The sequence below is a fragment of the Glaciimonas sp. OK215 genome, assembly GCF_057787885.1.
Genome location: NZ_CM173544.1, coordinates 4,377,831 through 4,397,423, shown reverse-complemented (window position 1 = coordinate 4,397,423; position 19,593 = coordinate 4,377,831). Strand labels below are relative to the sequence as shown.

At 57.0% G+C, this 19,593-nt stretch carries 11 protein-coding genes; 7 read left to right on the top strand and 4 right to left on the bottom strand.

Features of this window, described 5'->3' with window-relative positions:
• Window positions 1–30: 30 nt before the first annotated feature.
• Entirely contained in the window at window positions 31–858 is an 828-nt protein-coding gene (gene dapD, locus AC3CHX_RS20335; protein WP_488629822.1) for a 2,3,4,5-tetrahydropyridine-2,6-dicarboxylate N-succinyltransferase, read from the bottom strand.
• 173 nt (window positions 859–1,031) lie between these two features.
• Window positions 1,032–2,234 carry a succinyldiaminopimelate transaminase gene (gene dapC, locus AC3CHX_RS20330; RefSeq protein ID WP_488629821.1) on the bottom strand — a complete coding sequence of 401 codons (1,203 nt, stop codon included), beginning with the start codon at window positions 2,232–2,234 and terminating at the stop codon, window positions 1,032–1,034.
• 309 nt (window positions 2,235–2,543) lie between these two features.
• Here dapC and smc point away from each other — a divergent pair, with 309 nt between their 5' ends.
• The 5 genes from smc to def all read left to right on the top strand — a co-directional run bounded on the left by smc (window position 2,544) and on the right by def (window position 11,296).
• A complete protein-coding gene (smc, locus tag AC3CHX_RS20325; RefSeq protein ID WP_488629820.1) occupies window positions 2,544–6,065 on the top strand; it encodes a chromosome segregation protein SMC in 3,522 nt (1,173 codons plus the stop codon).
• A 521-nt stretch (window positions 6,066–6,586) separates the two neighbouring features.
• A complete protein-coding gene (locus AC3CHX_RS20320) occupies window positions 6,587–7,741 on the top strand; it encodes a cell division protein ZipA C-terminal FtsZ-binding domain-containing protein (RefSeq protein WP_488629819.1) in 1,155 nt (384 codons plus the stop codon).
• Between the two features lie 54 nt (window positions 7,742–7,795).
• On the top strand, window positions 7,796–9,877 hold the full coding sequence (gene ligA / locus AC3CHX_RS20315; protein ID WP_488629818.1) for an NAD-dependent DNA ligase LigA: 2,082 nt from the start codon (window positions 7,796–7,798) through the stop codon (window positions 9,875–9,877).
• Window positions 9,864–10,739, top strand: a complete 876-nt coding sequence (gene galU, locus AC3CHX_RS20310; protein WP_488629817.1) for a UTP--glucose-1-phosphate uridylyltransferase GalU — start codon at window positions 9,864–9,866, stop codon at window positions 10,737–10,739. The genes ligA and galU overlap by 14 nt, the downstream gene beginning before the upstream one ends.
• 20 nt (window positions 10,740–10,759) lie before the next feature.
• Window positions 10,760–11,296: a peptide deformylase gene (gene def, locus AC3CHX_RS20305; RefSeq protein ID WP_488629816.1), complete on the top strand. Its 537-nt coding sequence runs from the start codon at window positions 10,760–10,762 to the stop codon at window positions 11,294–11,296.
• A gap of 116 nt (window positions 11,297–11,412) precedes the next feature.
• On the opposite strand, the gene cphA is transcribed toward def, so the two are convergent.
• Together cphA and AC3CHX_RS20295 are read right to left on the bottom strand one after the other, a co-directional pair.
• Entirely contained in the window at window positions 11,413–13,983 is a 2,571-nt protein-coding gene (cphA, locus tag AC3CHX_RS20300) for a cyanophycin synthetase (protein ID WP_488629815.1), read from the bottom strand.
• 267 nt (window positions 13,984–14,250) lie between these two features.
• Window positions 14,251–16,449 carry a cyanophycin synthetase gene (locus tag AC3CHX_RS20295; protein ID WP_488629814.1) on the bottom strand — a complete coding sequence of 733 codons (2,199 nt, stop codon included), beginning with the start codon at window positions 16,447–16,449 and terminating at the stop codon, window positions 14,251–14,253.
• A gap of 300 nt (window positions 16,450–16,749) precedes the next feature.
• On the opposite strand from AC3CHX_RS20295, the gene AC3CHX_RS20290 reads away from it, so the two are divergent.
• Window positions 16,750–19,065 carry a cyanophycin metabolism-associated ABC transporter gene (locus tag AC3CHX_RS20290; RefSeq protein ID WP_488629813.1) on the top strand — a complete coding sequence of 772 codons (2,316 nt, stop codon included), beginning with the start codon at window positions 16,750–16,752 and terminating at the stop codon, window positions 19,063–19,065.
• A 14-nt stretch (window positions 19,066–19,079) separates the two neighbouring features.
• Window positions 19,080–19,550: a cyanophycin metabolism-associated DUF1854 family protein gene (locus AC3CHX_RS20285; RefSeq protein ID WP_488629812.1), complete on the top strand. Its 471-nt coding sequence runs from the start codon at window positions 19,080–19,082 to the stop codon at window positions 19,548–19,550.
• Window positions 19,551–19,593 lie beyond the last annotated feature (43 nt).

Genomic DNA, 19,593 nt, shown 5'->3' with positions numbered 1-19,593 from the left:
GGGCGTCAGCCGACCTGCCGATGGTGTTTTTTACGCGTCGCGCAGTAGTTCGTTGATGGCGGTCTTGGCACGTGTTTTTGCATCGACACGCTTGACGATCACGGCGCAGTACAAGCTATATTTCCCATCGGCGGACGGCAAGCTGCCGGAAACGACAACCGAACCGGAAGGGATCCGGCCGTAAGTGACTTCACCCGTCGCACGGTCATAAATCTTGGTCGACTGGCCGATGTACACACCCATCGAAATCACCGAATTTTCTTCAACGATCACGCCTTCGACGATTTCCGAGCGGGCGCCGATGAAGCAGTTGTCTTCGATGATGGTCGGGTTGGCTTGCATAGGCTCCAATACGCCGCCGATGCCGACGCCGCCGGACAGGTGGACGTTCTTGCCGATTTGCGCACATGAACCGACTGTGGCCCAGGTGTCAACCATGGCGCCTTCATCGACATACGCGCCGATGTTGACGTAGGAAGGCATCAGAACGACGTTTTTGCCGATGAAACTACCGTGACGGGCGACCGCCGGCGGTACCACGCGGAAGCCGCCTTTCGCGAAATCTTCCGCAGTGTAATTGGCGAATTTGGTCGGGACTTTGTCGTAGAACTGCATATTTTCACCGGCAGGCATCGGCAGGTTGTCTTCCAGGCGGAATGACAGCAGTACGGCTTTCTTGATCCATTGATTGACAACCCAGTTGCCATCGGTTTTCTGGGCCACGCGCAATGTGCCCTGATTCAATTCGGCGATGACTTTGGCAACTGCTGCGCGGACGTCGGCAGGTGCGGTCTTGGGTGAGAATTCGGCGCGCTGTTCCCAGGCTTGGTCGATAAATTGTTCTAGAGATTGAGTCATGATTTTTCGCTTAAAAAGTTAAAAAACAGGCGTTATTGCGCCGGATCGGTGTTGAGAGTGGCCACGACGCTGCTTACTCCCGGGTGAATGTCGATGTGCTGACGCCCACTTTCGTCCTGAACTTGCGTTAGGGCAAATCCAGGAGCGTGTACTGAATGAGGTCGACTGCCTGTTCAAAGTCCCCGGACAAATTCAACTATCCGTTGCGCCGCTTCCAGGCACTCGTCGACTTCCGCCACCAGCGCCATACGAATGCGTTGCTGCCCCGGATTGCTGCCATGGGCGTCGCGTGCCAGATAGCTGCCCGGTAATACCGTCACATTATATTCGGCATACAGGCGCTTGGCGAAATCGACATCCGACAGCGTCGTCAGTTTATCGACCCTGGCCCACAGGTAAAACCCGGCGTCCGGTAGCGATACGTCAAGTACCTCTTGCAATAACGGTGTGACTTGTTGAAATTTGGCGATGTACTTGGCGCGATTCTCGGCGACGTGGGTTTCGTCGTTCCAGGCGGCGATGGATGCCGACTGGATAGCTGGACTCATGGCGCTGCCATGGTAAGTGCGATACAGCAAGAACTTCTTCAAGATTGCGGCGTCGCCTGCGACAAAGCCGGAGCGCATGCCCGGTACGTTCGAGCGTTTGGACAAACTGGAGAACGTGATCAGGCGTGGATAGCCGTCGCGCCCCAGCCGTTGCGCAGCTTCCAGGCTACCCAGCGGCGCTTCGGGTTTGAAGTAGATTTCCGAGTAGCACTCATCGGCCGCAATCACAAAACCATAGCGATCCGATAAGGCAAACAGCTCTTTCCAATCGTCCAGCGACAACACGGCGCCGGTTGGATTGCCGGGCGAGCACAAATACAGCAGCTTGACGCGTGCCCACACATCTTCCGGCACGCTGCTGTAATCCGGTGCAAAGTTGCGGGCCGGGTCGGAATTGACGAAATACGGCTGCGCACCAGACAAATACGCCGCGCCTTCGTAGATTTGATAAAACGGATTCGGGCACATGACCAGCGCAGAGCGCTCGGATGGGTCAACCACCGTTTGTGCCAGCGCGAACAATGCTTCACGCGAACCGTTTACCGGCAGGATCTGCGTATTCGGGTTGAGCGTAGGCAAGTTGTAGCGCCGCTCCAGCCAGCCGGCGATCGCACGGCGCAGCGTTTCGGCACCGGCCGTGCTGGGATAGGTCGCCAGGCCGTCCAGATGGTCGGCTAATGCTTGCTGGATAAACGCCGGCGTCGGATGCTTGGGCTCGCCGATCCCCAGGCTGATAGGTTTATAGGCCGCATTCGGCGTGACGTCGGAAAAGAGAGCCCGCAGTTTCTCAAACGGATAGGGTTGCAACCGGTCTAGTAGTGGATTCACGTGGTAATCAATGGCAGGAAAAAGAGTCGGAAGGCGAAAAAATGTGTGGTTTGCATTATATACAGAACTAATGCAGGGGATCGCGATCACAGCTGGCGGCATTTGGTGGTGCAAGGCACAAAATGGGATTTTGTCAGCCGTTCAGCTTCTGCAGCCGATGTTTTATTGTCATTCGGCAACTTTTCGATAGCAACGCAAGTGACGCTGAATGCTATGATACCGGCCTCCCGCGAGGTTTTTTCTCGTTTTCATGAATTTTGAGTGCGGCGGCGCTGTTTTCCGCCGGCTTTAATAAGAACAGTCGATAACGTGCGTTTAACTTCCATTAAATTATCGGGATTCAAATCTTTCGTCGATCCGACCAACTTTCAGGTCCCGGGCCAACTGGTCGGCGTGGTCGGCCCCAACGGTTGCGGCAAGTCCAACATCATTGATGCCGTGCGCTGGGTGTTGGGTGAGTCCAAGGCTTCCGAGTTGCGTGGCGAATCGATGCAGGACGTCATTTTCAATGGATCTTCCCATCGCAAGCCGGCCGGACGCTCGTCGGTCGAACTGGTGTTCGATAACGCGATGGGAAAAGCGGCCGGTCAATGGGGGCAATACGCCGAAATCGCCGTCAAGCGGACGCTGACGCGCGATGGCACCTCTACTTATTACATTAATAATCAGTCGGTGCGGCGGCGCGATATTCAGGATATTTTCATGGGCACCGGCCTCGGCCCACGCGCATACGCGATTATCGGCCAGGGCATGATTTCGCGGATTATTGAAGCGCGTCCGGAAGAATTGCGGATTTTTCTGGAAGAGGCCGCCGGCGTGTCGAAGTACAAGGAACGCCGGCGCGAAACCGAAAATCGCCTGAACGATACCCGCGACAATCTGCTGCGGGTGGAAGACATCCTGCGCGAGTTGAATAGCAACCTGGAAAAACTGCAGGCGCAAGCCGCCGTTGCGCAGAAATTCCATGCGTTGCAAGGCGATCAGGAAGAGAAACAAAAACTGCTGTGGCTATTGCGCAAGAACGAAGCCAAGGCCGAACAGGAAAAATTCTTCCGCGAGATCGAAAAAGCCCAGACCGACCTGGAAGAGCAAACCGCCAAATTACGCCACGTCGAAACCGAGCTCGAACATATGCGGCAATCGCATTATGCCGCCGGTGACCGCATGCATCAGGCGCAAGGTCATCTGTATCAGACTAACTCGGAAATCGGCAGCCTGGAAGCGCAAATCAAGTTCGTCATCGAATCGCGCAACCGTCTGCAATCGCAACTGAATTCGTTGACTGCGCAGCGCGACCAATGGCAGCGCCAGGGCACGCAACACCAGGATGAACTGGCGGAAGCCGAGATCCGCCTGGAAGAGTTGGCGGCCCGGGTTGAACAGTCGCAAGTCAGCGCACAGCAACACAGCGATCATTTGCCGGCGCTGGAACAGTCGTGGCGCGAAGCCCAGCTCAAAAGCACCGAGTCGCGTGCCCGGATCATGCAGTTCCAGCAGCAGATCGAACTGGAAGCCACGCATCAGCGCAACGCCTCGAATATCCTGAATGGCTTGAGCGGGCGTCGCGAGCGCTTGTCGCAGGAAAAGAATGGCTTGAATTTGCCGGACACCACGCATCTGAACAATCTCAAGCTGCAGCTTGAAGAAAAGCAGGCCGGGCTGGAAGAGGTCGGCATGCAGCTGGAAGAGGCGCAGGAGCAGCAGCCGCGCCTGGAAGAAGAGCGGCGCACGGCGCAGCAGCAGGTGAATACGGAAACGGCGAACAATGCCCAGCTGGAAGCGCGCCTGACAGCGCTGAAGCAGTTGCAGGAAAGCGTCCAGAGCCAGGGCAAGGTGCAGCCCTGGCTGCAAAAACATGAGCTGGCCGAGTTGCCGCGCCTGTGGCAAAAGCTGCACATCGATCAAGGCTGGGAAACCGCGCTGGAATCGGTGTTGCGCGAGCGCACCTCGGCGCTGGAAATGTCGAATCTGGACTGGGCCAAGGGCTTCTTCAATGACGCTCCGCCGGGCAAGCTGGCATTGTTTACACCGAACGGCGTAGCTCCTGTCAGCAATATCGAGGTGCCGGCGGGCTTCAAGCCATTCCTGAACTTGATGCAGCTGAACGATCCGGGTTTGCGCGCGCTGATGCAGGATTGGTTGCACAACGTGTTTGTTGCGGACGACACCGTGACCGCATTTGCCGAGCGCAGCAAGCTGCCGGTCGGCGCTTGCTTCGTGACCCGTCAAGGGCATGTGATCAGCAAGACCAGCGTGCGCTTCTATGCTTCCGATTCGGAGCAGGATGGCATGCTGGCGCGTCAGCAAGAGATCGAAAATATCACCAAGCAATTGCGTGCGCAGCAGATGCTGGCCGATGAGGCGCGCTCGCGCTCGGTGCGTGCCGATGCGGCGCTGTCGCAGGCGACCCAGCGTTTGCAAGAGCTGCGTCAGCGTCACAATGGCCTGACGCAGGCGGTGCATGGTTTGCAGATCGATGTGATGAAGTTGTCCGAACTGCAGGAACGCTTTAACCAGCGCAGTTCGCAGATCGCCGCCGATCTGGCGGAAATCGCGGCGCAGGAAAGCGAACAACAACAGGTCAAGATGGAGTCGGAAGCCAAGTTCGAACAGCTGGATGCCGAACTGGGCGAGCTGCAGGAAAAACACGAAGACGGTCAAACCGATTATCTGAACAAAGAACAGCAACTGAACGATGCCCGCCAGCGTTTACGCGAACTGGAACGCGCCGCGCAGGAAACCGAGTACGCCGAAAAATCGCATCGCAACAAGATCGAGGAATTGAAGCGCAGCATTGCCACCGCGCTGGAGCAGGCGGCGCAATTGTTTGCGAATATGCAGCAAGGCCACCTGGAGCTGGAAAGCCTGGACGATCAGGCCGCGCAAGCGGGCCTGCAAGACTTGCTCGACAAGCGTACCGATCAGGAGCGGGCGCTGGCAGATGCGCGCCATGAACTGGATCAGGTCTCGCAAAACCTGCGTCAGCACGAAGACATGCGGACGCAGTCCGAACGCAGCCTGCAGCCACAGCGCGACCGCATCATGGAATTGCAACTGAAAGAACAGGCCGCACGCCTGAATCAGGAACAATATGCGCAGCAACTGGTGGAGTTTGGCGCCGATGAGGTAGCGTTGAGCGAGAAGCTGCACGACGATCTGCGTCCTTCTTATTTACAGGGCGAAGTGACGCGTCTGACGAATGCGATAGCGGCCCTGGGCGCAGTCAATCTGGCGGCGCTGGATGAACTGGCGCAGGCTTCAGAGCGCAAGAACTTCCTCGATGCGCAAAACGCCGACCTGACCGAAGCCATCAATACGCTGCAAGACGCGATCCACAAGATCGATAAGGAAACCCGTGAATTGTTGCAGGATACGTTTGATCGGGTGAATGAACATTTTGCCGAACTGTTCCCGATTCTGTTTGGCGGCGGCCAGGCCAAGCTGATCATGACCGGCGACGAGATTCTGGATTCCGGCGTGCAAGTCATGGCGCAGCCGCCGGGCAAGAAAAATGCGACTATTCACTTGTTGTCTGGCGGTGAAAAAGCACTGACAGCGACCGCCTTGGTATTCTCGATGTTCCAGTTGAACCCGGCGCCGTTCTGTTTGCTCGACGAGGTTGATGCGCCGCTGGACGATGCGAATACCGAACGTTTCTGCAATATGGTCAAGCGGATGTCCGAGCACACCCAGTTTCTGTTCATCTCGCATAACAAGATTGCGATGGAGATGGCGCATCAACTGATCGGTGTGACGATGCAGGAGCAGGGCGTATCGCGGATCGTGGCGGTCGATATGGAGTCGGCCAGAGGTTTTGCGGAAGCAGCATGATTTAACTGGATGACTACTAATACTATGCAGTGTTAGCCGAAAATTGGCTGGCTTGACAACTTTCTTCGGGAACACTACGCTGATTCGCTGGTCGTATGGCGGTCTTTTCTCTGGATGTGAATAGACTTAATTCGCGATCAGCGCTGAAAGTTACCCAGATTTGCCCAATAATAGTAGGAGTTGTTCTTACTATTATTGATAATAGTGGTTGGTAACAGAGCACGCTCAACACAAGAAAATTGATAGCGTCCTGATGGTTTTCGGTTGTGCATGTCCGTCTCTGCATCACATTGTTTGCCATATTGATTACACCTTATTTGTCTCATTATTTGCTTATGTTCATTGCTGCTAACTTATTGCCACCTTATGCTTGTTACTAACATTCACAGTGTTATCTCCCCGGATTCCGGTCCGGCTAGCGGGCAGTGCACAATGACGAGCTCCCCATTTCAACCGTTTTTCAGCACGTACCCGGGCACCGCAGTGCTTGCCGGTACGTTCGCTATCGAGGCCTCAGTAGCATGACCGATCTACAAACCAGTCTGTTCGTCATTGGCGGCGCAATTATTGTTGGCGTCATCTCCTATAACAAGTGGCAGGAATACAAAGCCAAGAAAAGCGTCGAACGGGCTTTTTCTTCATCGCACGACGACGTCCTGATGGCGCCGCCAACGGAAAGTTCGGAACGTGCGGAACGCCATGAGCCGGTGTTCTGCGAACCGGAAAGTGCATCCGCGCCACTGACTGCAGCCGATATTCCTCAGGACAATATCGAGATGACCGCTGAACAGCTGGCCACCGAGCCGCAAGGTCAGACGGCAGCGGCGGCCGCTAGTGCCGAGGTCGATCCTCCGGCGGCGATTGCGACTGCGCAGCCGCAAATGGAATTGCCGGTAGATGGCTTGATTGATTGCGCCATTCCATTAGCGTTGGAAGCAGCGGTCCGTGGCGACAAGGTGTTGCCGGTCTTGCAAAATTTACGCTACGTCGGCAACAAGCCGGTGAATTTCATCGGCGAGGACAGTCATGGCGAATGGGAGCCGATCGCCCACGGCGGTGTGTACAAGTCGCTAATGGCTGGCGTACAGATGGCCAATCGCAGCAACCCATTGAATGAGATTGAATATTCCGAACTGGTCATGAGCCTGCGTCAGATTTGCGACGACCTGGGGGCGGAACCGGATATTCCCGACATGACTGAAGTGATGCAGGGCGCACGTGCCTTGCACCAGTTTGTGATCGAACATGATGCCCAGTTGGGTGTGAATATTCAGACGAAAGGGGCGCCTTGGGCGCTCAACACGTTATTGTCGGCGTTGGCGCGGCAAGGTTTTGACGCGCGCCCGGACGGCCGCCTGATCATGTCGGATGGCGATGGCGACGTCTTGTTCTCGCTGTCGACGAATGCCGGCGCCGCCAAGGAAACCACCGCGCGCCTGACGCTGCTGCTGGATGTCCCGCGGGTTTCTCAGTCCCTTGACGGGTATGGCGCGATGGTGGCATGTGCGCGCTCGCTGGCATCGCGTCTCGGCGGCGTGGTGGTGGATGACAGCAATCAGCCGCTGGCCGATGCGCAACTGGCGGAGATCGCCGGTCAGGTCGATGCGTTCTATCTGGATATGGACGCCGCCGAAATTCCGGCGGGCTCCACCCGGGCTCTGCGCCTGTTCAGTTGAGTATGCGAATAAGTCACTCCACCAAATCACTCCACTAAGTTACACAAGCAAGTTATGCAACCAAGTTCATTTGATGGTGGCGGCAACAGGACCGGTCCTGATGCCGCTGATTGGCGCGCGCGCGCCGCGTGGTTGAGTGCTGAATTGAATCGTCACAATCATGCTTATTACGTGCTTGACGATCCATCCATTCCGGATGCCGAATACGACCGCCTGTTTGGCGAATTACAGGCATTGGAACAGTTGCACCCGGAGTTAAGCACGCCAGACTCTCCCACTCAGCGGGTTGGCGCCGCGCCGCTGGCACAATTTGACCAAGTCACCCATTCGATCCCGATGCTGTCGCTCGGCAATGGCTTTGACGATGCCGACATCGTCGAGTTTGACCGGCGTGTCAGAGATGGGCTGGATACGCACGCCGACGCCGAGATCGAATACGCTGCCGAACTGAAGTTCGACGGCCTGGCGATCAATGTGCGCTACGAAGATGGCGTACTGGTGCAGGCTGCTACGCGTGGCGATGGCAGCACCGGCGAAAACGTCACCAGCAATATTCGTACGATACGGGCGATTCCGCTGCGCCTGCATACCGCGCATCCGCCCAAGGTGCTGGACGTGCGCGGCGAAGTACTCATGTTCAAGGCGGATTTTGCCAATCTGAACGAACGCCAGCGCAGCGCTGAACTGAAGGAGTTTGCCAATCCGCGGAATGCTGCCGCAGGCAGTTTGCGGCAACTCGATTCGCGCATTACGGCGCAGCGCACCTTGCGCTTTTTTGCCTATGGCATCGGGATGCTTGAGGGGGCCGCGCTGCCGCCTTCGCATTCCGCCTTGCTTGACTGGTATACCGAGCTCGGTCTCCCGGTGTGCAACGAGCGTGCCGTGGTCAAGGGGGCGGATGGCTTGTTGACGTTTTTCCGGGGCATCGGTGCCAAGCGTGGGCAATTGCCGTATGAAATCGATGGCGTGGTCTACAAGGTCAATCGCTTGCAGCAGCAACAGATGCTGGGATTTGTATCGCGTGCCCCGCGCTTTGCCCTGGCGCACAAATTCCCTGCCGAAGAGGCGATTACGCAGGTGCAAGATATTGAAGTGCAAGTCGGCCGTACCGGCGCGATAACCCCGGTGGCGCGACTGGCGCCGGTATTTGTCGGCGGGGCCACGGTGACCAACGCAACGCTGCACAATGAGGATGAAGTCCGGCGCAAGGATATTCAGATCGGCGACACCGTGATAGTGCGGCGCGCCGGGGATGTGATCCCTGAGGTCGTCGCGTATGTTCCCGAGCGCCGTCCCGCCACCGCACGACCATTCGTGATGCCGACCAGCTGTCCGATTTGCGGCTCTGATATCGTCAAGCTGGAAGATGAGGCGATAGCCCGCTGTTCTGGCGGCTGGGTCAAGTGCGCGGCGCAACGCAAGGGTGGCTTGCAACATTTCGCCTCGCGCCGGGCGATGGACGTTGAAGGCCTCGGGGATCAGCTGATCGAGCAATTGGTCGACCGCCAGATTATTACCACTGCTGCCGATTTGTACAAACTCGGTGTGCTGAAACTGGCCGAGCTCGACCGGATGGCGGATAAGTCGGCACAAAACGTGGTTGCCGCACTGGAAAAGTCCAAATCGACAACGCTTGGCCGCTTCATTTACGCCTTGGGCATACGCCATGTCGGCGAGGCTACTGCCAAGGAATTGGCAAGTCATTTCGGCAATATCGATGCGGTGATCCAGGCTTCCGAGGAGCAGTTGCTGGAAGTCGCCGATATCGGCCCGGTGGTGGCCAGATCGATTTTGGCTTTTTTCGCCGATCCACTCAACGTCGAGCTGGTCGAGCAGTTGCGTGCTGCCGGAATTCGCTGGACCGAGAACTTGCCGGCTGAAACCAAGTCCAAATTCCTGTCAGGAAAAACATTCGTCCTGACCGGGACCTTGCCCACGCTCAGCCGCGATGAGGCTGCAGCATTGATCGAGGCGGCCGGCGGCAAGGTGACCGGCTCGGTATCGAAGAAAACCAGTTACGTCGTCGCCGGTGCCGAGGCCGGGAGCAAATTGACCAAAGCGGAAGAATTGAATGTGAGCATCCTGGATGAAAATGCACTCCGCACTCTTTTAGAAAGCGACCATGACGAAAATTAGAAAAGCCGTATTTCCGGTGGCCGGTTTAGGCAGCCGATTTTTGCCAGCGACCAAAGCGCAACCGAAAGAAATGCTTCCGATCGTCGATAAGCCGCTGATTCAGTATGCCGTCGAAGAAGCGGTCGCTGCCGGCATTACCGACATGGTTTTTATTACCGGCCGTAACAAGCGTGCGATTGAAGATCATTTCGATAGCGTCTATGAACTTGAAAGCGAACTGGAAGCCGCCGGTAAAATCAGGTTGCTGGATTTGGTCCGGAATGTGATTCCCAAACACGTTAATTGTATTTTTATCCGTCAGTCAGCGCCGTTGGGCCTCGGGCACGCGGTGCTATGCGCCCGTCCGGTAGTTGGTGACGAACCGTTTGCAGTATTGCTGGCGGATGACTTCATGGACGTCGAGGCTGGCCAGAAGCCGGTGCTGGCGCAGATGACAGAGATCTTTGAGCAAGAAGGCAGCAGTGTGCTGGCGGTCCAGGATGTGCCGCGCGCAGAGACCGGACATTACGGGATAGTCAGCATAGATGCCTTCAAGCACAATCTGGAACGGGTGAACAGCATCATCGAAAAGCCGCAGCCGGAGCAAGCGCCATCGACGCTGGCGGTGGTCGGGCGCTACGTGTTGACCAACGGCATTTTTGACTGTCTCGAAGCCACAGGCAAAGGCGCCGGCGGCGAAATTCAACTGACCGACGGCATCGCCGCGTTGATGGAAAAGGAAAAGGTACTGGCGTATCGCTACACCGGTCAGCGCTATGATTGCGGTTCCAAACTGGGCTATCTGAAGGCCACACTGGCCATGGGTCTGAAGCATCCGGAGACTGGAGCAGACTTCGCCCGGTATCTGAAACAATTTCAATAACCTGTTGAGCCATTGATCCTATGAGCGTTCGTGAAATCCTGAAAATGGGCGATCCGCGCCTGCTGCTGAAAGCGGAACCGGTGACTGACTTTGACACGCCTGAATTGAAGGCGTTGATCGCCGATATGTTTGACACCATGCATGCGGCAAACGGCGCTGGCCTGGCGGCACCGCAGATCGGCGTCAATTTACGCGTGGTGATTTTCGGCTTCAAGGATAACGTGCGCTATCCGGAGGCGGAGCCGGTACCGGAAACGGTGCTGATCAATCCGGTCATGAAGGCGCTATCGGATCTCACCGAAGACGGCTGGGAAGGTTGCCTGTCGGTGCCGGGCATGCGTGGCGTGGTGCCGCGCTGGAGCGAACTGCATTACGAAGGTTTTGATCAGAACGGCAAGACGATCAGCCGCAATGTCGACCACTTTCATGCGCGTGTGGTGCAACACGAATGCGATCATCTGGATGGGATTTTGTATCCGATGCGGATCAGGGATTTTTCACGCTTCGGCTTTACCGAGGTGCTGTTTCCGGAATTGGATCCTGGCCACGACGATTAAGAAGTCGTCTCATTTGGACCGATGATTTTGAAGTTGCTGCCCGTCAATGAATAAAAAGCTGCGCATGCGTGTTGAACACGCATGCGCAGCTTTTTCATTTCATCGAGATCAAGAGATCAGCCTTCCGCAATCCGCTTGGCAATATGTTCCAGCGCTTCCTCAACCTGATCCACCAGAATCAGGCACAAATCGCCTTCACTTAACGTCGACAATGCCGTATCGATGGCGATGAATTCACCATCGATCTCCTGGCGGGCAGTGGTCCGGCGTGCATTTTTCAAGCCGTCCCGCAGCAGCGCCAATACTTCACCATCGGCACGACCGCGCTGGCATTGATCCTGGTACAGGATGACTTCATCGAAGGCGTCGCCCAACAGTTGGGTTTGCTGGCGGATATCCTCGTCACGGCGATCGCCGGCACCGCTGATGACCACCGAACGGCGTTTGGCCGGCATGTTTTCAACCGCCTGCACCAGTGCCACGATGGCATCCGGATTGTGGCCGTAGTCAGCGATCAGCGTTGCCCCGCGATAGTCGAATACATTGAATCGGCCCGGTACGGTGGCGGCGTCGTTAATGAACGTGCGCAGTCCGGCGCGAATGATGTCCCAGTCGAGGTTCAAGGCCCAGGCCGCCGCCGTTGCCGCCATCACATTTTCGATCTGGAAGCTGATGGCGCCGTTGCGGGTCAGTGGAATATCCGCCAGCGCCAGACGCACTTCCTGCGTGCCTTGTGCGGCGACGATGGCGGCGCCATCCAGATAGACCACGCGATGGCCCTGTGCGCGATGGGTGGTCATCACAGGGTTGTTGCTATCGTGGGCGAAATACGTCACTGAGCCAGGGCAGACTTTGGCCATGCCGGTGACCATGGGATCACCCGCGTTGAGAACGGCGACACCGTTGGGAGCGACGTTTTCAACGATCACACGCTTGACTACCGCCAGGTCTTCCACCGTGCTGATAAAGCTCAGTCCAAGGTGATCGCCCATGCCGATGTTGGTGACCACGGCGACGTTGCAGCGATCAAAGCCGAGTCCTTCACGCAGCACGCCGCCGCGTGCGGTTTCGAAGACAGCGGCGTCGACATCGGGGTGCATCAGGACGTTACGGGCGCTGCGCGGACCGCTGCAATCGCCGGTGTCGATGCGCTGCTTTTCGATATACACACCGTCCGAGTTGGTCATGCCGACGCGCAGGCCTTTGCAGCTGAGCAGATGGGCGATCAGGCGCACGGTCGTGGTTTTGCCGTTGGTGCCGGCCACTGCCACCAATGGGATACGGCCATCATCGTGCTCGCTGAACATGGTCGCGACGATGGCTTTGCCGACCGCCCGGCCTTTGCCGTAGGAAGGGCTGATGTGCATGCGCAGACCAGGTGCGGCATTGACTTCCACGATGCCGCCTTCCTGCTCTTCCAGTGGTCGGTGGACGCTGTTGCAGACCACGTCGACACCGCAAATATCCAGTCCGACCATCTGCGCTGCCGCGACCGCGCTTGCCGCCATTTGCGGATGGACGTCGTTGGTGACGTCGGTCGCGGTGCCGCCGGTACTCAGATTGGCGTTATTCCGCAGTACCACGCGTACGCCTTTTGGCGGGATCGTGTCGGCATTGTAATTCTGCTTGGCGAGCGTGGCGATGGCGATGGTGTCCAGGCGAATCTTGGTCAGCGACGTCGCGTGACCATCACCGCGCAGTGGATCGCTGTTCACCTTGTCGACCAGTTCGCGGATGGTATTGACGCCGTTGCCGATGACCAGCGGCGGATCGCGTCGGGCGGCAGCAACCAGTTCCTTGCCAACCACCAGCAAACGGAAGTCGTGGCCGGGCAGGTAGCGTTCGACGATCACATCCGAACAGATGTCGGCAGCGACATCAAAGGCGGCAAAGACTTGTTCGCGCGTGCTGATATTCACGGCGACACCTTTACCCTGATTGCCGTCGCGTGGCTTGAGGACTACCGGACTGGCGATTTCCCGCGCTACGTCCCAGGCCTCGGCTGCGCTCGAGACTACCCGGCCGTTCGGTACCGGAACGCCCGCCGCGTTGAGCAACATCTTGGTCAGCTCTTTGTCCTGCGCGATCGATTCGGCAATGGCACTGGTGTGGCTGGTTTCTGCAGCTTGAATGCGGCGCTGGCGGCTGCCCCAGCCAAATTGCACCATGCTGCCATCGGTCAGGCGACGGAATGGCACGCCGCGCGCTACCGCCGCTTCAACGATGGCACCGGTACTTGGTCCCAGGCGGACATCTTCATCGAGTTCCTGCAGGCGGGCCAACGCGTCGGCCAGATCGAACGGCTGATCATCGGCGGCGGCGGTGCACAACGCTTGCGCCAGCTCAAAAGCCAGCTTGCCGACCGCTTCTTCACTGTATTCGACGATGACTTGATAGACGCCGGCTTCCAGGGCCTGGACGGTGCGGCTGAAGGTGACCGGACAGCCGGCCTGGGATTGCAGTGCGAGCGCGGCGCTTTCCAGTGCGTGGGCCATCGAAATGGTGTCGTCGCTGCCGGTGGATTCGAGAAAGCCGATATGCGGGAAGCGTGCGCGCAGGCGGGTCTCGAAATCGGCCATGCCGGCAATCGAGCGCTCCGTTTCGGTGCAGGACACAATGGCTTCAATAGCGGTGTGACGGCTCCATAGGTTTGGGCCGCGCAGAACTCGGATACGTGATACGTCCATCAACAAGTTTTCCTGAAATTTTGGTCTGATTAACCAATTTTAAATAGGGAAGTTCTGATTAAGCTACTGCGCGGCCCAATCTCAGGACTGCGATGCTCATCGTACTAGCGTACGACTGCGCTTCTCGTCCCGACCTTGAACGGTCAGCTTTAGCTGAGGCTACGCTTACTCAGAGCTTCCATAGGTATTAAGTCTGCGTTGCCATGCACGAATACCTGGTAACGCAAACATGTAGAGAATCTTTCGTCAGCACGGATAAGCGATCGCTCAGGCCGACTGGGCTTTCCGTGTTTTCCCCTGCGGTCTTACCTGTTCCATATTAAAGGTCTCGATGCCGGCACGGATCAGGTCCACGGCAATGCCGAGCGCCCAGGTTGCCGCAATCGCAGCCAATACATGCTCTGTCTGGGAGGTCGGCTGGCCGTCGGCGGTCAGCGGGATGGTGGCGACCTGTGCCAGCATGATTTCATGCTTGCCGGCGGCCAGCATGATTTGCCCATGACGCACAAACACTGCGCGCTTATCCTGCGCCAGATGTGCTGCAATGACCGGCAGCATTTGCTCCATGCCGAAGAAAATAACCTCGCCGTCGCACAATTCTGCCATCGGTGCCACCAATGGGTCGGCCGCATTCAGGACGGCGACGCCGCTCGGCAAGACGATGTCGATCTGCGTGCGCAGCACCTTCGCCATTTGCTCGGCGTCATCGATGTAATACTCGGGCAGGCTATCGGTTGGCGCGATATTCGTGACCACGCCGACCTGGCAGCGATCGTAAGCCAAACCTTCGGACAGGATTGCCGTGCCGCCGTTTTCAAATACCGCAGCTTCTACTGCGCGGTTAAGCAATACCCGATGCGCACCGTTCCAGTCGGCGGAATTGTTTTTCTCGACTTGTTGATTGTTGAAGTAGAGGCCATCGGCACATGCCAGACCGGTATGCTTGCCACTTAAACTCAGCAGTCGGGCGATCAGGTGCGAGACCACGGTTTTGCCATGGGTGCCAGTGACGCCGACAATCGGAATCCGGCCATTTTCTTCCCCTGCGAACAGGTGGTTGACGATCGCCTGGCCAACCGGCTGGGCCTCGCCTTGGGCCGGCTTCAGATGCATCAGCAGGCCAGGACCGGCGTTGACTTCGACAATCGCACCACGTTGCTTTTCCAGCGGCTGCGAGATGTCTTCCGCCACCAGGTCGACGCCGGCAATGTCGAGGCCGACAATGCGTGCTGCCAGCGCAGCTGCCGCGGTGACGCTGGGATGGACTTGTGCTGTCACGTCGATGGCGACGTTGCCATTGCGCTGAATCAAAACTGCTTTATCCGCTGCCGGAATCGCGTCCGGAGAGTAGCCTTGACGCTCTAGCTCCAATTGGATGGTCGGTTCCTGATCCAGCAGTATCGGACTGAGAGGGTGTTCTTCCAGATCGCCGCGTCGTGGATCGCTGTTTAACTGGCTATCGATCAGTGCGCGGATGGTTGACTTGCCATCGCCGATCACCGATAGCGGCTCGCCGCGTGCGGCGGCAGCCAGCTTGCCGCCGACAATCAGCAAACGATGTTCGTTACCGCGTACGAAACGCTCGACGATGACGCTGCTGCCTTCTTCGAGCGCGCCGGCATAGGCGGTTTCGACTTCAGCGCGGGTGTTCAAGTCGATGTAGACGCCACGGCCATGGTTGGCATCGGTCGGCTTGACCACCACCGGCAGTCCGATATCTTCGGCCGCATCCCAGGCGTCTGCGGCGCTCTCGACCAGCCGTCCTTCCGGGATCGGTACGCCGCAGGATTGCAACAGGCTTTTGGTCAGGTCCTTGTCGCGCGAAATACTTTCTGCAATGGCGCTGGTCTGGTCCGTTTCCGCGGTCCAGATGCGGCGTTGGCGGGCGCCATAGCCCAGTTGCACCAGATTGCCTGCCGACAGACGCAGCGATGGAATGCGGCGCTGATTAGCGGCTTCGACGATGCAGGCAGTGCTGGGGCCGAGGCACAGGGAATCGACCATCTCGCGCAAGGAGGCGATATTCGCCGCAACATCGAACGGACGGTCTTCAATGGCAGCCATGACCAGGTCGCGCGCAGCATACAGGGCGGCGCGCGTGACTTGTTCGTGACGTGCGCGGACCACTACTTTGTAGACGCCGCGTTTGGAGGTTTCACGCGCTTTGCCAAAACCGCCGGGCAGACCAGCCAGGTTTTGTAACTCCAGTGTGACATGTTCCAGAATGTGGCCGGGCCAGGTGCCGTCTTGCAAGCGTTGTACAAAACCGCCGCGCTCGCCATAGCTGCAGCGATGTTCGATCAATGAGGGTAGCCAGGCGGTCAGGCGTTGATTAAAGCCGGGGATGACGTTGGAAGGGCATTCCTCCAATTCTCCGATATCGATCCAGGCCTCGAGAGCGGATCGATACGTCCATATATTGGGGCCGCGCAAGGACGTAATTCGGAGAAATTCTATGTTTTTCATGAGTAATTAGTAAGGCAATGGGGCTGCACGCTGCAGAGAATACCCAATGGCTTTTAACGTTTTAAGTGCCGAATGGTTTACAAAAGGTTTACAAAAATAAAAATAAATAGTTGGTATTGAGCGCAATCAGTTGACGAAAACCCCTTAAAATACCGCAGCATACGATTTCTGCCGGCAATGTTGCGCTACAGCACCATATTCCATCGCGCCAAACATGTCGTTATTGCTGTTATAAATGACGCAGAAGTAACGCCCCACTAATTCCATCCGTCCCCTTCAGGGATACACCATGCCGTTCAGATGACAAGCGAACTACTCAGCTCTATTTCTAAATCGAATAACACAATCCAATCTTTGCCTGGCAATTGGCGCGCCGAAGTAGAGTCGCAGTTGGCGGCAGAAGAGAAAGTTGCCGCCTGGCTGGAGCTGGATATTAATTCAGCCCTGCATTTTACGCGTGGTTTGGTAGTTGTGACTGATCGTCGTGTATTGGCGAAAATGGCAGATGATCCGGCCTGGCAGGACTGGTCCTATTATGACGGGTTGTCGTTGCGTCATTACGATCACGCAGGCATCGGTAGTCTCGAACTGTATGACTCGCAGCAGCGCCTCGCGTGTTGGCGGTATACCTTGGGTTTGAACGTCATTGCGTTGCGCCTGATTAATCATTTTGAGCAGCAACTGCAGGCGCATTTGTCGGGCCAACTGGTGCATCGGCAGGAGGAGAACGTATGTCCCCAATGCCAGGCGCCATTGCCGCCGGGAGAAGATGAGTGCGCGATTTGTCCGGAAAAAAGGGAAGCGGTATCTTCACGCTGGGCTTTGTTCCGCCTGGTGCGCTTTGCCAAACCGTACAAATGGTCCTTGATATTCGGCTTTTTGCTGACGCTGGCATCCACCGCAGCGACGCTGGTGCCGCCCTATCTGACCTTGCCGTTGATGGACAATATCCTGATTCCCTATCAAAACGGTAAGCCTATCAACGTTGGCCTGGTCAAACTGTATATGGCCGGTCTGCTGGGGTCGGCGCTGCTGGCATGGACGCTGGGCTGGGCCCGGACCTATATTCTGGCGATTGTCAGCGAGCGCATCGGTGCGGATTTACGCACCACGACTTACGAGCATTTATTGCGCTTGTCGCAAGAGTATTTCGGCGGAAAACGCACTGGCGACCTGATGGCGCGGATCGGCTCCGAGTCGGATCGTATTTGCGTTTTCCTGTCGTTGCATCTGCTCGATTTCGCCATCGACGTCCTGATGATGCTGATGACGGCAGCGATTTTGATTTCGATCAATCCCTGGTTGGCGCTCGTTACGCTGTTGCCGCTGCCGTTTATTGCCTGGATGATTCATCTGGTGCGCGATCGCCTGCGCCACGGCTTTGAAAAAATCGATCGTATCTGGTCGGAAGTCACCAACGTGCTGGCCGACACCATTCCCGGTATCCGCGTGGTCAAGGCGTTCGCTCAGGAAAAGCGCGAGGCTAATCGTTTTAAAGAAGCCAATCGGCATAATTTGCTGGTCAACGACAAGGTCAATAAAATCTGGTCGCTGTTTACGCCGACGGTGACCTTTCTGACCGAACTCGGCTTGCTGGTGGTGTGGGCTTTCGGTATTTGGCAAGTCTCGCAAAACCAGATTACGGTTGGTGTCTTGGTTGCTTTCCTGGCGTATATCGGCCGTTTCTATACACGCCTTGATTCGATGAGCCGGATTGTTTCGGTGACGCAAAAAGCCGCCGCCGGCGCCAAGCGCATTTTTGAAATTCTCGACCATGTGTCCAGCGTTCCGGAACCGGCGAATCCAGTCCATATCGAGAAAGTCCGGGGCGCCATTGAGCTGCGTGATATCGGTTTCCGCTATGGCAACCGGTCGGTGATGCGTGGCGTGAATCTGTCGATCAAGCCGGGCGAGATGATCGGTCTGGTCGGCCACAGCGGTTCCGGAAAAAGTACGCTGGTCAACCTGATCTGCCGCTTTTACGATGTCTCGGAAGGTGCGATCAAGATAGACGGGGTCGATATTCGCGCGCTGCCGATTGCCGAATACCGCCGCAATATCGGCCTGGTCTTGCAAGAGCCGTTCCTGTTTTTCGGCACCATTGCTGACAACATCGCGTATGGCAAGCCGGATGCGACCCGTCAGGAAGTCGTTGCTGCGGCGCGTGCCGCGCATGCGCATGAGTTTATCTTGCGCTTGCCGCAGGGTTACGATTCCCTGGTCGGCGAGCGCGGTCAGGCATTGTCCGGTGGCGAACGTCAACGCATTTCGATTGCCCGTGCGTTGCTGATCGATCCGCGTATCCTGATCATGGATGAAGCGACCTCGTCAGTCGACACCAGCACTGAAAAAGAGATCCAGAAAGCCCTCGATAACCTGGTGCAGGGCCGCACTACGATTGCCATCGCCCATCGCTTATCGACGCTGCGGAAAGCGGATCGCCTGGTGGTGATGGACCGCGGCGAGATTGTTGAAGTGGGTAATCACGACGAATTGATGGCGAGCGAAGGCGCGTATTACCGCCTGTATCAAGCGCAACTGCGCAACGTCGATGAAGAACAGGAACTGCAAAACTGGAATGGCGTCGGCAAGATAGATGTCGAGAGCATCGCATAAGGAAGGCCGCAAAAATGACATCCCATGATTTCCGATTGAGCCGTAATGCATTTGGCCGACTGGTGTTTACCTCCGCCAATGGCGATGTGTACCAGGGGGCTGTGCCGGTGCGTGCGTTTCCGATCAGCGCTGCCGACGAAGGCCTGTCGCTGGTGGCCGCTAATGGGCAGGAGCTGGCCTGGATAGATCGCTTAAGTGATTTGCCGGACGCTACCCGGACGATGGTGGAGCAGGAGTTGGCTAGCCGCGAGTTCATGCCGGAAATCAGCCGGATTCGTCATGTGTCCAGTTATGCGACGCCGAGTAACTGGACCGTAGAGACGAATCGTGGCGAGGCCGTTTTTACGCTGAAGGGTGAGGAGGACATCCGGCGCTTGCCGGGGTCTTCATTGCTGATTGCGGATAGTCACGGGGTGCATTTTGTGATTCGCGATTTGCACGCTCTGGATAAGGTGAGCCGGAAGATTCTGGATCGTTTTCTGTAGCGGTCGCAAACAACGGCAAACCCGCCCACTTTTCCTGCGCGTC